This window comes from Nostoc sp. NMS2, assembly GCF_017115105.1.
Classification (GTDB): domain Bacteria; phylum Cyanobacteriota; class Cyanobacteriia; order Cyanobacteriales; family Nostocaceae; genus Nostoc.
In genome coordinates this window covers 1-15,910 of sequence record NZ_JABXKH010000149.1, presented here as the reverse complement: position 1 = coordinate 15,910, position 15,910 = coordinate 1, and the positions used below count along the sequence as shown (strand labels likewise).

Annotated in this window: 22 protein-coding genes; 7 read left to right on the top strand and 15 right to left on the bottom strand. The window is 42.1% G+C overall.

The window, feature by feature from the left end; all coding sequences use genetic code 11:
• Complete coding sequence (locus HWQ36_RS27230; protein ID WP_292708699.1) at window positions 1-516, bottom strand: hypothetical protein; 516 nt, start codon at window positions 514-516, stop codon at window positions 1-3.
• Between the two features lie 162 nt (window positions 517-678).
• Between HWQ36_RS27230 and HWQ36_RS27225 the strand changes: the two genes are divergently transcribed.
• On the top strand, window positions 679-1,374 hold the full coding sequence (locus HWQ36_RS27225) for a gamma-glutamylcyclotransferase (protein WP_292708697.1): 696 nt from the start codon (window positions 679-681) through the stop codon (window positions 1,372-1,374).
• Window positions 1,375-1,533: 159 nt separating this feature from the next.
• Here the strand turns inward: HWQ36_RS27225 and HWQ36_RS27220 are convergent, their stop codons facing one another.
• The 4 genes from HWQ36_RS27220 to HWQ36_RS27205 all read right to left on the bottom strand — a co-directional run bounded on the left by HWQ36_RS27220 (window position 1,534) and on the right by HWQ36_RS27205 (window position 3,727).
• Complete coding sequence (locus tag HWQ36_RS27220) at window positions 1,534-1,923, bottom strand: DUF120 domain-containing protein (protein ID WP_292708695.1); 390 nt, start codon at window positions 1,921-1,923, stop codon at window positions 1,534-1,536.
• Window positions 1,924-2,067: 144 nt separating this feature from the next.
• Window positions 2,068-2,709 carry a TetR/AcrR family transcriptional regulator gene (locus HWQ36_RS27215; protein ID WP_292708693.1) on the bottom strand — a complete coding sequence of 214 codons (642 nt, stop codon included), beginning with the start codon at window positions 2,707-2,709 and terminating at the stop codon, window positions 2,068-2,070.
• A gap of 122 nt (window positions 2,710-2,831) precedes the next feature.
• Window positions 2,832-3,329, bottom strand: a complete 498-nt coding sequence (locus HWQ36_RS27210; RefSeq protein ID WP_292708692.1) for a GNAT family N-acetyltransferase — start codon at window positions 3,327-3,329, stop codon at window positions 2,832-2,834.
• A 131-nt stretch (window positions 3,330-3,460) separates the two neighbouring features.
• Window positions 3,461-3,727, bottom strand: coding sequence for a hypothetical protein (locus HWQ36_RS27205; RefSeq protein ID WP_292708691.1), 267 nt, complete (start codon window positions 3,725-3,727; stop codon window positions 3,461-3,463).
• A gap of 395 nt (window positions 3,728-4,122) precedes the next feature.
• On the opposite strand from HWQ36_RS27205, the gene HWQ36_RS27200 reads away from it, so the two are divergent.
• The 3 genes from HWQ36_RS27200 (at window position 4,123) to HWQ36_RS27190 (ending at window position 6,153) form a co-directional block, all read left to right on the top strand.
• Complete coding sequence (locus tag HWQ36_RS27200) at window positions 4,123-4,602, top strand: sulfur transferase domain-containing protein (RefSeq protein WP_292708701.1); 480 nt, start codon at window positions 4,123-4,125, stop codon at window positions 4,600-4,602.
• A gap of 516 nt (window positions 4,603-5,118) precedes the next feature.
• Complete coding sequence (locus HWQ36_RS27195; RefSeq protein WP_292708690.1) at window positions 5,119-5,607, top strand: molybdenum cofactor biosynthesis protein MoaE; 489 nt, start codon at window positions 5,119-5,121, stop codon at window positions 5,605-5,607.
• Between the two features lie 225 nt (window positions 5,608-5,832).
• Window positions 5,833-6,153 carry a hypothetical protein gene (locus HWQ36_RS27190; protein ID WP_292708689.1) on the top strand — a complete coding sequence of 107 codons (321 nt, stop codon included), beginning with the start codon at window positions 5,833-5,835 and terminating at the stop codon, window positions 6,151-6,153.
• Window positions 6,154-6,173: 20 nt separating this feature from the next.
• Here HWQ36_RS27190 and HWQ36_RS27185 read toward each other — a convergent pair whose 3' ends face one another.
• The 4 genes from HWQ36_RS27185 to HWQ36_RS27170 all read right to left on the bottom strand — a co-directional run bounded on the left by HWQ36_RS27185 (window position 6,174) and on the right by HWQ36_RS27170 (window position 10,012).
• Window positions 6,174-6,497 carry a DUF2103 domain-containing protein gene (locus HWQ36_RS27185; RefSeq protein WP_292708687.1) on the bottom strand — a complete coding sequence of 108 codons (324 nt, stop codon included), beginning with the start codon at window positions 6,495-6,497 and terminating at the stop codon, window positions 6,174-6,176.
• Between the two features lie 5 nt (window positions 6,498-6,502).
• Window positions 6,503-6,829: an ATP-dependent Clp protease adapter ClpS gene (clpS, locus tag HWQ36_RS27180; RefSeq protein ID WP_292708685.1), complete on the bottom strand. Its 327-nt coding sequence runs from the start codon at window positions 6,827-6,829 to the stop codon at window positions 6,503-6,505.
• A gap of 109 nt (window positions 6,830-6,938) precedes the next feature.
• Window positions 6,939-8,969, bottom strand: a complete 2,031-nt coding sequence (locus tag HWQ36_RS27175; RefSeq protein WP_292708683.1) for an FAD-dependent oxidoreductase — start codon at window positions 8,967-8,969, stop codon at window positions 6,939-6,941.
• 218 nt (window positions 8,970-9,187) lie between these two features.
• Window positions 9,188-10,012: a hypothetical protein gene (locus HWQ36_RS27170; protein ID WP_292708681.1), complete on the bottom strand. Its 825-nt coding sequence runs from the start codon at window positions 10,010-10,012 to the stop codon at window positions 9,188-9,190.
• 225 nt (window positions 10,013-10,237) lie between these two features.
• Between HWQ36_RS27170 and HWQ36_RS27165 the strand changes: the two genes are divergently transcribed.
• The gene (locus HWQ36_RS27165; protein WP_292708679.1) at window positions 10,238-10,468 is read left to right on the top strand and encodes a hypothetical protein; all 231 of its coding nucleotides are present in this window, start codon (window positions 10,238-10,240) and stop codon (window positions 10,466-10,468) included.
• Window positions 10,469-10,503: 35 nt separating this feature from the next.
• Here the strand turns inward: HWQ36_RS27165 and HWQ36_RS27160 are convergent, their stop codons facing one another.
• From HWQ36_RS27160 to HWQ36_RS27145, 4 genes are all read right to left on the bottom strand, one after another.
• Window positions 10,504-10,695 (bottom strand): hypothetical protein, encoded by a 192-nt coding sequence (locus HWQ36_RS27160; RefSeq protein WP_292708677.1) that lies wholly within the window; start codon window positions 10,693-10,695, stop codon window positions 10,504-10,506.
• Window positions 10,688-11,011 (bottom strand): hypothetical protein, encoded by a 324-nt coding sequence (locus HWQ36_RS27155; RefSeq protein ID WP_012410419.1) that lies wholly within the window; start codon window positions 11,009-11,011, stop codon window positions 10,688-10,690. The genes HWQ36_RS27160 and HWQ36_RS27155 overlap by 8 nt, the downstream gene beginning before the upstream one ends.
• Window positions 11,012-11,701: 690 nt before the next feature.
• A complete protein-coding gene (gene cysK / locus HWQ36_RS27150; protein WP_292708675.1) occupies window positions 11,702-12,664 on the bottom strand; it encodes a cysteine synthase A in 963 nt (320 codons plus the stop codon).
• An 18-nt stretch (window positions 12,665-12,682) separates the two neighbouring features.
• Complete coding sequence (locus HWQ36_RS27145) at window positions 12,683-13,153, bottom strand: Rrf2 family transcriptional regulator (RefSeq protein WP_292708673.1); 471 nt, start codon at window positions 13,151-13,153, stop codon at window positions 12,683-12,685.
• Between the two features lie 225 nt (window positions 13,154-13,378).
• On the opposite strand from HWQ36_RS27145, the gene cysE reads away from it, so the two are divergent.
• Complete coding sequence (gene cysE / locus HWQ36_RS27140) at window positions 13,379-14,107, top strand: serine O-acetyltransferase (protein WP_292708671.1); 729 nt, start codon at window positions 13,379-13,381, stop codon at window positions 14,105-14,107.
• 252 nt (window positions 14,108-14,359) lie between these two features.
• On the top strand, window positions 14,360-14,950 hold the full coding sequence (locus HWQ36_RS27135; protein ID WP_292708669.1) for a Crp/Fnr family transcriptional regulator: 591 nt from the start codon (window positions 14,360-14,362) through the stop codon (window positions 14,948-14,950).
• 6 nt (window positions 14,951-14,956) lie between these two features.
• Here HWQ36_RS27135 and HWQ36_RS27130 read toward each other — a convergent pair whose 3' ends face one another.
• Together HWQ36_RS27130 and HWQ36_RS27125 are read right to left on the bottom strand one after the other, a co-directional pair.
• Window positions 14,957-15,295: an NIL domain-containing protein gene (locus tag HWQ36_RS27130; protein ID WP_292708667.1), complete on the bottom strand. Its 339-nt coding sequence runs from the start codon at window positions 15,293-15,295 to the stop codon at window positions 14,957-14,959.
• A 126-nt stretch (window positions 15,296-15,421) separates the two neighbouring features.
• The coding region (locus HWQ36_RS27125) for an NIL domain-containing protein (RefSeq protein ID WP_292708665.1) at window positions 15,422-15,910 on the bottom strand (489 nt) is incomplete at its 5' end.

Here is a 15,910-nt window from a genome sequence, read left to right as displayed (position 1 = left end):
TCACCACTCTCTCCGACGACTGATTCCTCTTAAATTTTTGAATTTGGAATTGCTGAAAACAGGCCGATCAAAGTTAATGGTCAAAGGGCCTGGGTTGCCAATGGCGGGAAAACCACTTTGTGGATTCAAGCCTGTTAAGAGAAGAAAATCGCCATCAGTGAAGTTAGTCGGAATACCTTTAGGTATAAAAGAGGTTTGAAAAACAAAAGGTGGGGTAATACCAGAATCATTAACTTGAGGTACAGTTACACCTAGAGCTAAACCGCCTTCGGATACTGCTGAAAAGGAGTTAGGCAAAAAGACCGAAGGATCGGGAGCAAAGGGATTGAACACTTTACCCAAACTTGACCAATCAATTCCGTCATTACTTCCAAAAGCAGCACGACTAGTTACTAATGTAATTGCTTTAACTGGTAACGGTAGAATTGCTATTAGAGTTGTAATTGCTAATTTAGTGGCAATTGTTGGTAAATATTGGATTGATAACTTTAATAATTGATTTGTCGCAAATGCCACAAAGCTTACTCCTTATTTCGTGGATTAGCATCATCAAGATACTGCTGCCTGTAGTTAGGCTTACTCTTAATACTACGGAAAAGGAAGTGGTACTATGATTAATTTATCTTAAAGTTATAGTGAAATTACTGAATATTTACAGAAAAGGAAATAATCTACATTATGTCGTCACTCAGTCGTAGCGACCTCGAAGCCGGAAACCCACACACGAGACTGTTAGAAGCATCACACTCTGGAATCAAGTTAACTACCCTGAGCGAAGATGAGTTACAGCGATCGCTCCATGAAATACTACAACATGAACTACCAAATTCTGATATCTGGATATTTGCCTACGGTTCCCTGATTTGGAATCCTTTAATCACATACGTCGAACGCCGTGCTGGGATCGTTTATGGTTGGCATCGGAGCTTCTGTACATGGATGATCCTCGGTCGCGGTACTCCAGAGAATCCCGGATTACTCTTAGGACTCGATCGCGGCGGTAGTTGTCGTGGTATTATTTATCGGATTGCTGCTGCTGATGTACCAACCGAATTATTGCTGATTTGGCGACGGGAAATGTTAGCTGGTGTCTACGTTGCTCGTTGGGTAAGGGTTTTTGATGGTACGCAAGAATTTAAAGCGATCGCCTTTGTTGCTAATCGCCAGCATCCCAGGTACGCTCATCAAATACCATTAACAACCACTGTAAATAGCATTGCCACCGCATCTGGAAAATTGGGGTCTTGCGCTGATTATCTGATGAAAACTGTTGAGGGATTGATGGCAGAAGGCATTAAAGATAGACAATTACTCTTGTTACGCAAACACGTGTTGGCAAAACAACAAGCGCTTTTAGTTAGTGGCGATCTTTAGTGCCTATTTCCGGGCAACAGCCATGATCTGAGCACTCATCCCCAATATAGAGGGTTCGGTTTCTAACCAACGAATCGCTTCTAAAAGGCGATCGCGCCGACCTACCTCATTCCAGTGTTACTGAAAGTTTTGTAGTAATCTGCAAGCAGATTGTTTAATTCAGATAAATCTGACATCGTGAATCTCAACTTCAATCAAATCATTATCTTTAAGGTTATATACCTCCCGAAGTTTAACATCGCAAGCTATCTCAATAATTGTTTTCGGATGATCCCCATTTTCAGTATTGTTTTTGTCTGTTCTTAAAATAAAAGCATCTCTGCCAAATATCTGACAGGAAACAATGCTAACAGAAACAGTTCCTCCGTATTCTTCCTTTTCCAAACGCATGACATTTTTCGGGAGATCGTAAGGTTGTTCTAGCTGAATATTTAAAGTTCCAGGGAAGAATTTCATTCCCGTTTTTCTCAAGTAATATTCCTGGAGTTTTTCAATCCAGTAAGAAAAGTTTCCTAAACCACTGACAACTTTCCCTTTCAATATTCTCATATATTATATTGATTTTTGTAAATAGGTTGGTGAATTTTAATTACTATTAATATCGATTGAACATAAATTGTATTCAGTAGCGATCGCTAAAGCTGTTGCCTCTTGACTAGTTTTGGTAGGGAGTCAGGTAGAAATAACTTACCTTTAAAAATCATGGCTTACATCTGTATTGACAAGTGAGAGGGGAGTGGCACTAATACCGCACACAAAAATATCTACACAAGTTTCGATATAGTCCTCACAGCTATAGCTGCCTTGATTGAAATTTGCACTACGGCATAGCATTCCAGCTAATAGCATTCCTTTAAACATATCAACTGCTGGAAATAGATCAAGGTCTGCTCTGACAGTTCCTCGTTTTTGATTCGATTGCAGGTACGCTACCAGTTTTTCTCCTAAGGGCTTGGCAGCTTCTTGAATCACTTGTTTCGCTGCCTCAGGATGACGTTTAGCTTCTCCAATGAAGGTACGAATTAAGTCTTCCTGTGCCTCTAGCATAGTATTATAAAGATGGGCATACTGTATTAAATCAATTTTTAGATCCTGCGTCCACGCTTGAGGGTATGCAAGGGCTTCTGTCTGGAGTGCCAAGGCATTTTTGATTACTGCTCCCAAAAGTTGTTCTTTGCTAGCAAAGTGGCGAAATAAAGTCACCTCATTTACACCAGCAACACGAGCTATTTCACGGGTAGTTGCTCCTTGAACACCTAAACTAGCAAATACCTGCGAGGCGGCTTCTATCAAACGTGTACGGGTGAGAGTTGATGAACGGATGGTTTTATTCATTTATGCTGGCAAGTACTTACTTCCATGATATGTTATGTGGAAAAAGCTGTCGCAGCTTGAAAGAAAAATAATATTGATACCAGCACTTTTAAAGTTATTAAAAATCTTATATCGACTCAAATTTATTTCGGTGTTGTAGCTAATGTTTTACTCATTTTGGTAACTGGGACAACTATCCCATTTCTTAAATAATGAGGTGCTTTTTGGATGGCAGTAAATCCCAGTTGTAAATAAAATCCTTCAGCATAAAGACTAGCAGTTGTAATTACCTTATCTATACCTTTCTCGGTTGCTTCATCACAAAAATGTTGAACTAAAGCACGCCCAATTCCTTTACCTTGATATTTAGGATGGACATACAGCCCGATGAGTTCATCAACAATAAAACTAGCAAAACCTATAACAACATCTCCCTTAATTGCAACTTTGCAAGTTTCTACTTTCATGATCTTCAAGATATTTGAACCATCCGGTTTGTCACGGTAATTACGCCAAGCTAAAAGTTCTTTTTGGGTGTAGAAAGTTGCAGGCAGAGCTTTGATAGCAGCAATATGAATAGCACTCAGCACCCACGCATCTGTTTCTTGGGCAGGTCGAAGAGATATTTCGTTAGCGCTCATAGGTTCATGGCTGACATTCAGATTAAATGTCTGTTTGACTTTTTGGCGTGTTATGAGAAAGAAATTTTAGCTGCGTAGGCGTAGCCCGCACTTCGACTTCGCTCAGTGACCGTCGTAGACATCGCAACACATCAACTAGCCAAATTCTCAACTGCTTTACTGATATTAGCAGTTTGCAATTGAGTCACAACTCGCTGCACAATTTGTCGTCTAATTTCCTGAATATTGTGACTCGCATCAGTAACGCGAGCAAGTACATCCACAGGGGCAGTTTGGGGAGAACCACTGTTAAAAGGAGGTTGGGGATTGTATTCGATCGCTAGTTGAATTGCTTGGGCGGTAGCTTCCCCGAATAACTCAGCAGCGATCGCCAGCCCAAAATCAATGCCTGCTGTCACACCACCGCCTGTAATTCGATTGCGATCGATGACATCCCAATGGATAGAGAAGAAACTTGTTCTGTATCAATCATTATTTATGTCCTTGTTCACGAAAATCTCGATCTAATTGCTCCCCCAACTTGCCCAATAGTATAACTTCTGAACTATAAGCTCTGGTAATTTTATCTGCAAAAACTATAACAAGCTCTAATTAACACTAAATCTATCGACAAACCGTATATTATGGATAAAGCAATAAAATAACCAACTTCAAAAGAAATATTTTGAAGTAATCAAGCAATATCTTTTGATATTTAGCTAATTTTGCAGTGCTTATTTGAATAACTTCTCAAAGCTTGCTGATTCGACTATTTACCAAGCTGGAAGCCATTAGAAAGTTAAAAGGAGTGAATGTGATCAACGCCATACAGATTAACGAAAACTTGACGACAACAGGACAAGTTATCCCAAAACAGCTTGAGCAAGCTATCCAAGAAGGTTTTAAGTCCGTTCTAAATTTGCGATCGCCTGATGAGCTAGGATTTTCTAAAGATGAGCAAAAAGTAGCGGAAGCATTGGGGCTGCACTATAAGAATGTTCCACTCAAGGTGGATTTAAAAAACTTGAATGAAGAGGCCATTACCAAAATCCTCACGACACTCGAAGAGATTCCTAAACCAGCAGTTGTGCATTGTGCAGCCGGGATGCGATCGACTGGAATTGCCCTCTTAAGTATCGCTATCCAGGAAGGATTAACACCAGAAGAAACCTTAGCAAAAGCTAATAATCTGGGTTTTGGATTCTTTGAACACGCTGGCGTTAGTCCCCGACTGAAGCAATTATTTGTGGACTACGTTAACAAACACGCAAAATTAGCTGTACCTACTTGCTGAAACAGATGTGCTATAGCTTTTCCTAATCAGATGAGGTACGTCATAGCCCCCTATCGAAGAGCGGAGAGGGGGTTGGGGGTGGGGTTTTTGTACCTCACTCAACTGGGAACCGCTATAAATAATAGGATATTGATAACTTACCATCAGTTCAGGTGCGGCTTTTGACCAAGATGGTAACGGTGGTGTTTTTACTCAGGTACAATTCGCGCAACTCAGGGATTATCACTAAGCGCAACTAATTTTGGGCGTTGCATATTTGTGGGATGGGCAACATGAGCGTCCCTTGTATTTCCGGGCGGACTTCGTTTGTGTAGCCGCGATTTCTAATCGCCTGGTATATTTGCAAAGGTGAGATGCTCCCAATGGCAACATGAGCGCCCCACAATCAATAATTGAATATTTTTTTATTTGGAAGTCCCTTGTTGTGCCTCAAAGAATTAGCAAGAGCAATAAGATATACACCAGTGGTGTTTTGTTCAGAGACAATAGAAAAAGCCCACATAATCAAACGCAGTTATGACGACTACACTTGTTTCTGCTGTTAAACCAAGAGCCGAAGATAGTTTTGCCATTAGCTTTGCACCATTGGCTCTTGAAGAAATCTATGCCAAGTCTGACGATCCAGCTAACGGTGCTGTGGTTCTGATGAGTGGCGTAGTTCGCAATCAAACTGATGGTAAACCTGTAATTGCTCTAGAGTATCAAGCCTACGAACCTATGGCATTGCAGATATTTTATCAAATTGCTGCTGATATTCGCTTATCTACGTCTGATGTCAATCGGGTAGTGATTCATCATCGCACCGGACGTTTGCAAGTTGGAGAAATTAGCGTTTTAGTAGCAGTGGGTTGTCCTCATCGGAGTGAGGCGTTTGATGCTTGCCAGTATGCTATTGATACCCTCAAACACAATGCACCTATATGGAAGAAAGAACATTGGCAAGATGGTTCTAGTCGCTGGGTAAGTATTGGTGCTTGCGAACAGTTAGCAGAAAATTGTTCTTAGACCAATTCTATGTAAGGCTGCGCTTTATTCACGTAGGGGCAATTCATGAATTGCCTCTACAGTCTGTACTTTTACATCAATATTTATATTCGCAAAACAACAATTTTTGTTGCATTTGTTTACATAAACTACATTGCTCTATTGAGGTTTGTAAATAATTTGTATTTCCGCAAGGAATATTCCTTTAGACTGATCTTTAACTGAAAAATGTGGGAATAAACACAAATGCATTCGTTAAATATATTTTGTCACGAATTTGTAGTTGCTGTTTCCTTTGTAGCTTGCATTGTTGGACTGGTGTTACTGTGGGACAGTAAGCAACAAAAAAGTGACGTGGAAGAAACAGAAGTGATTCTGTTTAGAATGAGCTTTACTTATTGGCTAGTTTACTGTGTAGCTTTTGGCATAGAGAAAATAATTTTACCCGAATGGGAATCTGTAGTTATGACTTTGAAAATAACTACCGCTCTGTCATATTTCTTAACTTTTTCGTGCATTGTTAGTCTGCCACTACACAAATTTGCAGTCCACCGTGTTGAAGAATAGACATTGAGCATGGGGAACGATCAAGATTTCATGGCGATCGCTAATGCCGCTTCTAATTCTGACTGCGCCAAAGGAGTCAAAATAAACACCTCTTGTACCGTCTTCCCTTGCCGGGCAATTACTTTATAGCCACCGCGAATCGGTACTGAGATACGCAGTTGCATTTTTGGACAATGACCTCTTGCCCGCCCAATCACTCCCGGCGTTACGGTTTGGATGCCATCCTGCTGACAAAGACGTTCTAAAATTGGGATAAGACCAGAAAGGTGTGTCGAGTGATTCCAAACCAGTCTGGCAGCTTTTTGTGAAGCCGCGCGGAGGGAATCTGCGGTGGGTTTGCCCATAATAATTAAGCTGCTTCTAGAGGTGCCATTGTCAAACCTGCTCGGCGCAGCTGCTGGTGATAGAGTTCCGCAGGTTCTTGAGGGCCGACCCAAACGATCGCTTGACCTTCATAGTGTACCTGATTAGTTAGATCCCACGCGCGATCGCCACTCATTCCCGGAATATATTTCATCAAACATTCAGCCACATGTTGGAATGTATTAAAATCATCATTTAATACAATCACTTTGTAATTCGGATAAGTCTTACGGGTAACTTGACTAGACCGTTCAGGAGTTATAGTTGGTGCTGTGGTCATCCCGTAAACATCTGCTGAAAGTTTCGTAACCATATAACAATTAGTCAATAAGATTTTACAAAACTACAAGTAACTAGTTTAGTCCATTGTCATTTGTCCTTCGTCCCTAACAAATGACAAATGACAAATGACCAATGACTATCTACCGCCAATTATCCCAGTTTTCGTTAAAAATGGATGTATCGGGGAAGGCGGTGGGGTTGCCATTTTGTTGCAAAAGCCGTTTGAGTGCTTCCAGTTGTGGCTCTTGTTTGGGTAAGTTATCGACTAGTTGGTAGGGTGCGATCGCATTTTTGATGGCAAAACTAGCAACAGTTCCCGCAGCTGCGCCAGACGACCATTCAAAGGAATGGACTCGATAGGCAGCAGCAGCAATATGACTAGTAGCGATGCTTTTGCCTCCTACTAGCAAATTATCAATTTTCTGGGGAATCATCGCTCTTAGAGCAATTTGGAAGGGATAAGCTTGGCCTGCCCCACGCCTTTCACCTGGACGTTCTGTATTACCAGGGGCTTCTGGGGGACTATTTACCATACAAGGATGGAAATCTATAGCATAGTGACCAATACCCACAGCATCGGGGAAGATAGTAGAACGAGTCCGTCGCATTGCTTTGTCTGGTGGGACTTTACCATCAATGACTGATATTGCTTCCAAACCTGCAACTGCTGCTCGTAGCCTCCGATACATATCTGCTGGCAGAGTCTTAGAGTAATACTGATCATTGTAATCTCGGCGAGAAATATCAATTTCCCAAATCCCAAAGCCACCAGATTGTCCCCAACTAGGGCGGCCAATGATGCGCCGTCCTTCGCGCATATAGGGATATTTCGATAAGCCATGCACTGTTCCCATCGGGGAATTTAGCCCTGACAATAAGCGGTTATTGCTTTGCTGCTGCTTTATGCCCTCCCCCAGTTGAGAATCTGTAGTCCCAGCTACCAACCAGTAATAGAATGAGAGGGCATTTTCCTCAGCTTTGCGGAGGGTTTCTGTCCGCAGTCCCCCCATCCAGCCTCCTGGTTTTAACTGCCCAGTCCCTTGTAACTGTTGGCGACTGTAAACTAAGTTATCTTTGGCTGTTCCGGGGCGGTAGTCGTTACCCCAAGTCCAGTTTTGCATAGAGATATCCCCTGGTGTAGCAGCAGTAAAACTTACACCTCCGAATTTTGCTGGTTTCCCTTTGTTGGGACTCCAAATGCGACGATAAGTGAAGACTAAATCAAAGTTAGCCAGTCGGGTTAATTCATAGCTAAAATATGGCGCGTATTGTAAATAAAATGGGGGCATTGTCTGGGGTTGCGGTTCCTTGGTTGCCTCCATTGCAAAGGTGTAGGTAAAACCTTGAGGGCAATAAGGGTCGTTATTGGTGCTGGAAGCAGAAGGTTCTAGGTAAGAACGCGCATCAATACCTAATCGATAGGGAACATCAGCAAGAGCAATAATTTCTCCAGTTTCGCTGGCATCTACGACGTACCATTTCGGAGCATCCCCTTTCGCTGCCTTGGGGAGGAAACGGAGAATAGTTTTGGTAAATAGAGATGAGTTTTCGTAACGATATGAATCTTCAATACTTTGAGATAAAGTAAAGGTATTAAGAGGTGGTGCGCCCTTTGGTGGTTGATGTTGGATAGCGATCGCACTATTAATTATTTTGCCATCATCAGCAATTTCCAAATCCTTAATTACCGTATTTGGAAACCATTGCAACTTCCCTTTGCCCTGCTTTTCGGCATCTTTGAGCATACCGGCCAAAATGGCGTGAGCATCGCGGGGAAGAAAGCAGGATTCACTTACCCAACAGTCACCGGGATTAAGTTTACCGTATTTGCGCCCAATCCGATTTCGCAATTCCAGGTAGCCGCGAGAATAGAATTTCAGAGCTCGCTGAGTTGGGCGTTCGTCTAACGCAGATGTCCCTTGAGAAGAAATTTGTCCTCCCAGCCAGTCAGTAATTTCCGTCAGACAAACCGTTCGTCCTGCTAGCAACCCCTCGTAAGCTGTGGCAACACCAGATAGTCCACCACCCACAACTAAAATCTCGCAGTTCACACTTTTATCTGGGGTTCTTGGTAGTGTAGCGTTTGTGGAATCAAATGCAATTAAGGTAGATATTAAATTGAAACCGATTAGCGATGTCAAGCTATAAGCTACTTTGTGTCTGTGCTTCATGGTTAAAAAACCGCTCCAAATCCTGTGTCACCTTGTAGAAGGTAGCATCCAGGAAATGTTCATCACAAGTTTATCAGAGTAAATATATTTAAATGTAAGTTTTATACCTAAAATACTCAGTATGTCGGCTAAATGTACCTTGAAGTTATTAAAACTGAGTTCAAAGTACTGATTTCTGAAGGTATACAAGGAAATTTTTACTTGTTCAAATTATTTCCCTAACTTCGACAGACTATTTCTTGTGTCCTACCCTGGTAAGTCAGTTGGCCATGCGAAACTACAGTATCAATATGAAAACTAAAGTCCGCCACACCTACACCTTGTTCACCAACGACTTCTAAAGTAAATTCCCCGCTATGACCCGAACTACCAGGATCAGATATAACATAGTTTCTACCAGAGGTCGGTGCAACATACTTCACTCTGCCTACTTGCTTTGTAATAGGCTGGCAGGTTTTGATTGTATCCACAACTGCTTTGTATCCGTTAAATTCTTTATCTGCCCATTGCTGCCGAACCACAGACGCAGCAGTGACTCCAGGAAAACTGCTATTGTTAATCCAGATAACAGTTAAGGCAAGTAAAGCAACTAGCCATCCAGTAATGGTTCTCAATAATAAAACTCTCCGATGGGAATTAGATTTCCTGCGTGGGAATTCACAAGCAATACGAATCCCTAAAATAGATAGCAAAAACGAAACAGGCAAGATTATCAAGGGTGAAATGGGATAGTATGATGCCTGGGTTAGTAAATTGAAGAGGAGGGGTGAGCTACCAACTAGCAAACCAATCGTGCCACCTAGCACCAAAAACGATGGCTCAATTTCTGATGCTTGGGAAGACATCCGTTGGAACATTACAGTCGTTGCACAGATACCAAGAAGATATAGCGATAGACCTATATTTGTTCCCAAGTCAAACCACCCGTTAATGCTCATTTCACGATAGTTGAGAAAATAAACATTGGCGGGCGTAAACAAACCAATATATGCACTTAGAACCCCTCCCGACACAACCAATAGCGAAATAACGTTCTTTTTCACGTACCGAGCGCTCCTTTAAACAAATTCTTTCTCCCAATACATAGCATTGAAAATATTTTTTATATTTTCAATAAGTTAGAATCTATTCTTGTTAAAGACAATACTTTGCAACAAAGTGGTGAGGTCAGAGGTAATGCCAATCCTTAAAAATAAAGGTATTGAGCGAAGCCAGAAGATTTCTTGAAGTATTGTCCATCCACTCTTTCACGAGTGGAAAGTGGCAAAATGCCGGATCTGGAAACTTTTCTGGCACTTTGTAACTGGCTAGAAGTGCCACCTGCAAAGTTGTTTAGAACCTCAGATGAGGATCAACTGGATACGCCTGAAGCGATCGCTATTCAACTACGCGCTGACAAAAACCTTGATCCGGCGATCGCGAATGCTCTAGCATCTTTAGTTAAAGCAGCGTATCGCGATTTGTCTCAAAATGATGGCGAATTGAAGCAAGATCCCTAAAGATATGCCATTAATTCAAAGTCTATCGCCGGAATTTAGGCAACGCTGTGAAGCGATCGCAACTGAACAACGAAGCTTACTTCGAGTGCGATCGTTAATGAGTAACTAATAATGTTTAGCTGAAACTGTGCTGATTTCATCTCTTTTTCTGCAATTAAAAACTGCTCTTGCTGAAAGTAAACAAGAGCAGTTTTTAATAGTAAAGCCCAAAACAAGAATTTAGGCATCTTCAAGTTCAAATTGAGCTACCGTAACAGCGTTAAAAGCGAATGCCAAAACTAATGGCATTGGCGACTGAAACCAAAAGGTAAAAAGAACAGCTATGATTGTGCCAATTACTGCGGACATCGACCACAATCTTTCTTCAAAGGTCAATCCCTTCTCAGCTTTAATCCCTCTGAGAACATTAACTGGGATTGGTTCTGGCATTACCCCACCCGGAGGGAAAGCCCAGAAGTTGTTACGTCGCTCAACAAATAAATCTGTCCAGCCATTTTCTTGGCACCATGCCTCAATCCATTGAAGTGAGTAATGATTCATCATCGGGTTTGGGAGTTCGGTTTGTGGAAGTTGTGTACTTGGTGAATGTAAACTCTTAGAGATTCCTGAAGAACTAACTAATCGCTATAAAATTAACGCTAATTATCCGATTTTTAAGCTTTGTTAAGCACTGGAAACGCTTATAATTAGCGCTCAAACCTTGCTTTCACTAATTAAAAGATTAGCAGTTGATGAGGGCTGTTTAATTTAAAAGACAATAAACTTTACTTGGAAAGTTGTAAGTCAAGAATTGTAAATAAGTCGGTGAGTATTACTGCTTAATAAAACTCTTTATATCCTGAAATTCAAATCTAAAAATGAATAATTGTGAACAAATCAACAAGTGTTAGGCATCGTCTGTTGTAGACATTGCTTTATCCAGCAAAACTATTTCTTTAGAGTTAGAGGTTGTTTGAAAAGTGGTTAGCTGTGATTTTAGGCACTTAATTGATCCCCCCAACCCCCCTTAAAAAGCAGGGTGGTTTCATACAACCAGAGAAAAACTAAAACTGGGTTTCAAAGCCTCTTGACCTTTCGGGGAGAGGAATGGAAGCGGGGTAAAAAGCCATGCTACAAAATGAGAAATCAATACTTATGTATTTTTCTTTTTTCGTATGAAACCACCCTGCCTCCCCGCTCTTCGAGAGGGGACTATGATGTATCTTGTATGATTAGGAAACGCTATATGCAGAATCAAACTTTACTCAACCACTCATTTTCCTCTGGGTCTTTGAAGAGTGAGGTGCTGAGGTAGCGTTCGCCGAAGCTAGGCTGGATCATGACGATTAAACGACCGGCATTTTCTGGTCGTTGTGCTACTTGAATAGCCGCATATAAAGCAGCGCCAGTAGAAATGCCAGATAACAATCCTTCTTCTTTTGCTAGGCGACGGCTGTAAGCGATCGCTTGCTCGTCTGCTACCTGAATCACCTCATCCACCAATTCTGAACGATAAATTGCTGGGACAAATCCCGCGCCGATACCCTGAATTTTGTGAGGCCCTGATTTCCCACCTGTTAATACCGGACTGCTGCTTGGTTCAACTGCGATCGCTTGAAAACTCGGCTTCCGTCCTTTAATAACTTCTGAAACTCCCGTAATCGTCCCACCAGTACCCACTCCCGCCACTAGAATATCCACCTCTCCATCGGTATCATTCCAGATTTCTTCTGCGGTGGTTTCGGCGTGAACTTTCGGGTTAGCAGGGTTGCGGAACTGCTGCAACATATAAGCATTGGGCGTTTTAGCTACAACCTCCTCTGCATGAGCGATCGCTCCTCGCATCCCTTCTACCCCTGGCGTTAACTCTAATTGAGCGCCATAAGCTTTGAGCATAGATCGTCTTTCGTGGCTCATTGTGTCAGGCATCGTTAGAATGAGATGATAACCCTTAGCGGCCGCCACCATCGCTAGCGCAATTCCTGTATTTCCAGAAGTTGGTTCTACTAAAACAGTTTTTCCGGGGTGAATCAAGCCTGCTGCTTCCGCCGCTTCCACCATACTCGCGCCAATCCGATCTTTCACAGAAGATGCTGGATTCATGCTTTCTAGCTTCACCACTATCCGAGCAACCGCTCCTGAAGCTTGGGGAATCTTGTTTAATTGAACTAAAGGAGTCCGTCCGATTAACTCTGTGATATCTTTCGCTATCTGCATGTTACTACTCCATCGTGTCTAAATATAATACATCGGGCTTTGCTGGGCGCGAGTCTCTCTTTCCTCGCACAAGTCTTGGAGTGTATAGCGACCTAAAACTTCAATTGAAGCAGCGTTAGCTTGCTCCCAAACTTCATAAACCAGAGTCTTTTCTAGAGTCGGAGAGTCAGATGTATCTTTCTCTTTCCGCTCACCTTCGACTAAAGTCACAATTTCCAGCAGTGTAATCTGCCAAGGTTCACGAGCTAAAACAAAACCTCCTTTAGAGCCGCGTTGACTCTGCACCACACCAGCACGCCGGAGGTTGGTCAAAATTTGTTCCAGATAGCGTTCAGGTATAGGTTGTTTGGTAGTGATCTCGCTCATGGTTAGAGGAAGTTTTTTTCCGTGGTGGCTTGCCAGTTCTAAGAGTGCCAGCAGTGCATATTCCACTTTTGAAGACAGATCCAAGAGAGCGTAGTTTTGGCTATTCAAGACTGTACTCAACATACTACGGTGAATTGGGGGACTTATCGCAGTTTATCCGAAATTAATTTTTTCAAAGTGTGGAATGTGATAGCATCCCATTTACTACCCACAAAAACACTATATTCTATCGACTTACCGTAGATTATTATCTTACACAATTCCCATAAATTACTTGATCTTTTTGTGGGAATTATCCTGAGTTTCTGTTTTCAGAGCCTCACTTACCAACGAAAACCTCAACAGAGTATGCTACTAACTGATTTGCGAACCATTTTTGAGCGTGACCCAGCAGCGCGTAACTGGCTAGAAGTATTGTTCTGTTACCCTGGACTTCAAGCTTTAGTGTGTCATCGATTAGCACACTGGCTCCATAAAATGGGAATTCCCTTTATACCTCGATTCATCTCTCATATTAGTAGGTTTTTAACCGGGATTGAAATCCATCCTGGGGCATTAATTGGCCAGGGAGTATTTATTGACCACGGTATGGGAGTTGTGATTGGTGAAACTGCGATCGTGGGGGACTATGCCCTGATTTACCAAGGTGTCACCCTTGGCGGGACTGGGAAAGAAAGTGGCAAACGCCATCCAACTTTAGGCTCTCATGTAGTTGTGGGAGCGGGTGCAAAGGTATTGGGAAATATTCAAATTGGCGATCGCGTTCGGATTGGAGCTGGTTCTGTGGTGCTGCGAGATGTACCCAGTAACACAACCGTAGTCGGGATTCCAGGGCGCGTGACTCGTCAGAACAACTTGTCTACCAATGTTCTGGATCATGATAAAGTCCGCGACGTAGAAGCCGAAGTCATCCGCGCTTTATTTGAACGTGTCAAGGCACTAGAAAAACAGTTCGAGGAGTTGCAAGATCAATCAAGTTTGTCCCCAACCGAGCTTTGCGACGAACAAACATACAACCCTAAGAGCAATAAGTCTGATGGGATGATTGAAGATTTTCTTGATGGTGCGGGAATTTAATTTTGGGCATGGGGCATGGAAAAGAGGCAGGGGGGCATAGGAGACAAGGGAGACAAGGAAGAGGGGGGAGACAAGGAAGAGACTATTCAATAATTCCCCCTTGTCCCCCTTGTCCTCCTTGTCTCCCTCATCCCCCCTGCTCCCTGCCCCCTGCCTCTTTTCCCACTCCCTTCTTTAAAATGCCCAGATGCTCTTAGAACCTGATATAAATATAATACTACGGTTAATTTATCGGGGAATAGTTATATAATTATGGTATCTTTATATGCAAATTTAACTAGCTTAAACAGTAATAATACTAAAGAAATTTTTGCTCGTAGGTCATTTCTGCCAGAGCATCAAAACGGACTTTGGAAGATTGAAACGGGTTTTGTCAGGACTTTCACCTATTTGGAAGATGGTACAACAGTCGCTCTGGGATTGTGGGGCCCTGGGGATATCGTTGGTAAGTCTTTGTCAAAATTAGAACCTTATCAGATGGAATGCCTAACTAAAGTAGACGCGACAGTCTTACCTGTAGAGGAATGGACTCAACTAACAGAAACTCTACTTGCCCATATCCAACAAGCTCAAGAATTGATGGTTATTCGTAGCCATAAAAAAGTTGATACCATGCTGATCAAGCTGTTGGCATGGTTATCTAAAAAGTTTGGTTCGGAAGTTGAGAAGGGACGTTTAATAGATATGCGTCTGACTCACGAAGACTTGGCGGAAATGCTAGGTTCAACTCGTGTGACTATCACTCGTGTTCTTGGGCAATTTGAGCAAGAGGGCTTGATTAATCGTCTTTCTCTGCATCGAATTGTGGTGCGAGAAGAAGAGATTTGGTACTACGAAATTTAGATTGTTTCAACAAAACCAGTGATCGCCGTCTGCATTCGGCTTGCCCATAATTCTAAGATTCAGTGATTCCAGATAAGCCAAACCGCTAGAGATTTGCGGCACTGTTCCCCGTAGTTCAATATCAAAGCACCCTTCTCCATCTGTATTTGGTTGTAACATAGCCCTGGTAATATTAACTACTAAGCCGTAAGCAGAAATTAACTGTGAAATCACAGGCGCTTGCAGATAGCATTTGGGGATATATATCCGCAGACGAATCTGAGTGACTTGGCTTTTTTTATAGCCTGAAGAAACCAGTGATAATCTGGTTGGGTAATTGGTTTGACGTTTATTTAATACTGCCATTGGATAGTGACGATTTTATTACTTAGCGATCGCTACCGAGACAAATTCAGCCAAATTGTCCTTCAATTACGAATTACGAACTTGTACTGAGCGTAGCCGAAGTATTACGAATTACGAATTATTAACTTAGCGATCGCTATAAACGCTAGATAAATCCAGCCAAATTGGTAGCCCCAGTTTTTCTAAATAATTCAGGCTAGAGTAAAGTTGCTTGGTTCTCCCCCACAAATCCAAGTCAAACCAGCCGTCATCTTCTGTATCGGGTTGAAGTGTAGCACTAGTAATATTTACTGTTAATCCATAACGAGAAACTAACTCAGAAATTACCGGCTCTTTGTAATAAGATTTTAAGATGCACAGTTGTAAGCGCAATCGATTAGTTTGACCCAGAGAAATCCATTGCTGGAATTGTTCTTGCCATTGATTTGTCAGTAATGCAGAGTCTTTGGGATTCAGTTTGCTAGCTAGATTTGGGAAAGGTAAAAAGTGTTGGTTGGGTTGAATGTGGTTAGCGATCGCTAATTCCAGCAAATTAACCCCCAATCCTTGCAAGTAAGATAGGTTCTTGTCAGCTTTTGGTGATGATGAAAGGTTACGCGCTTTAAGGCAGAAGGC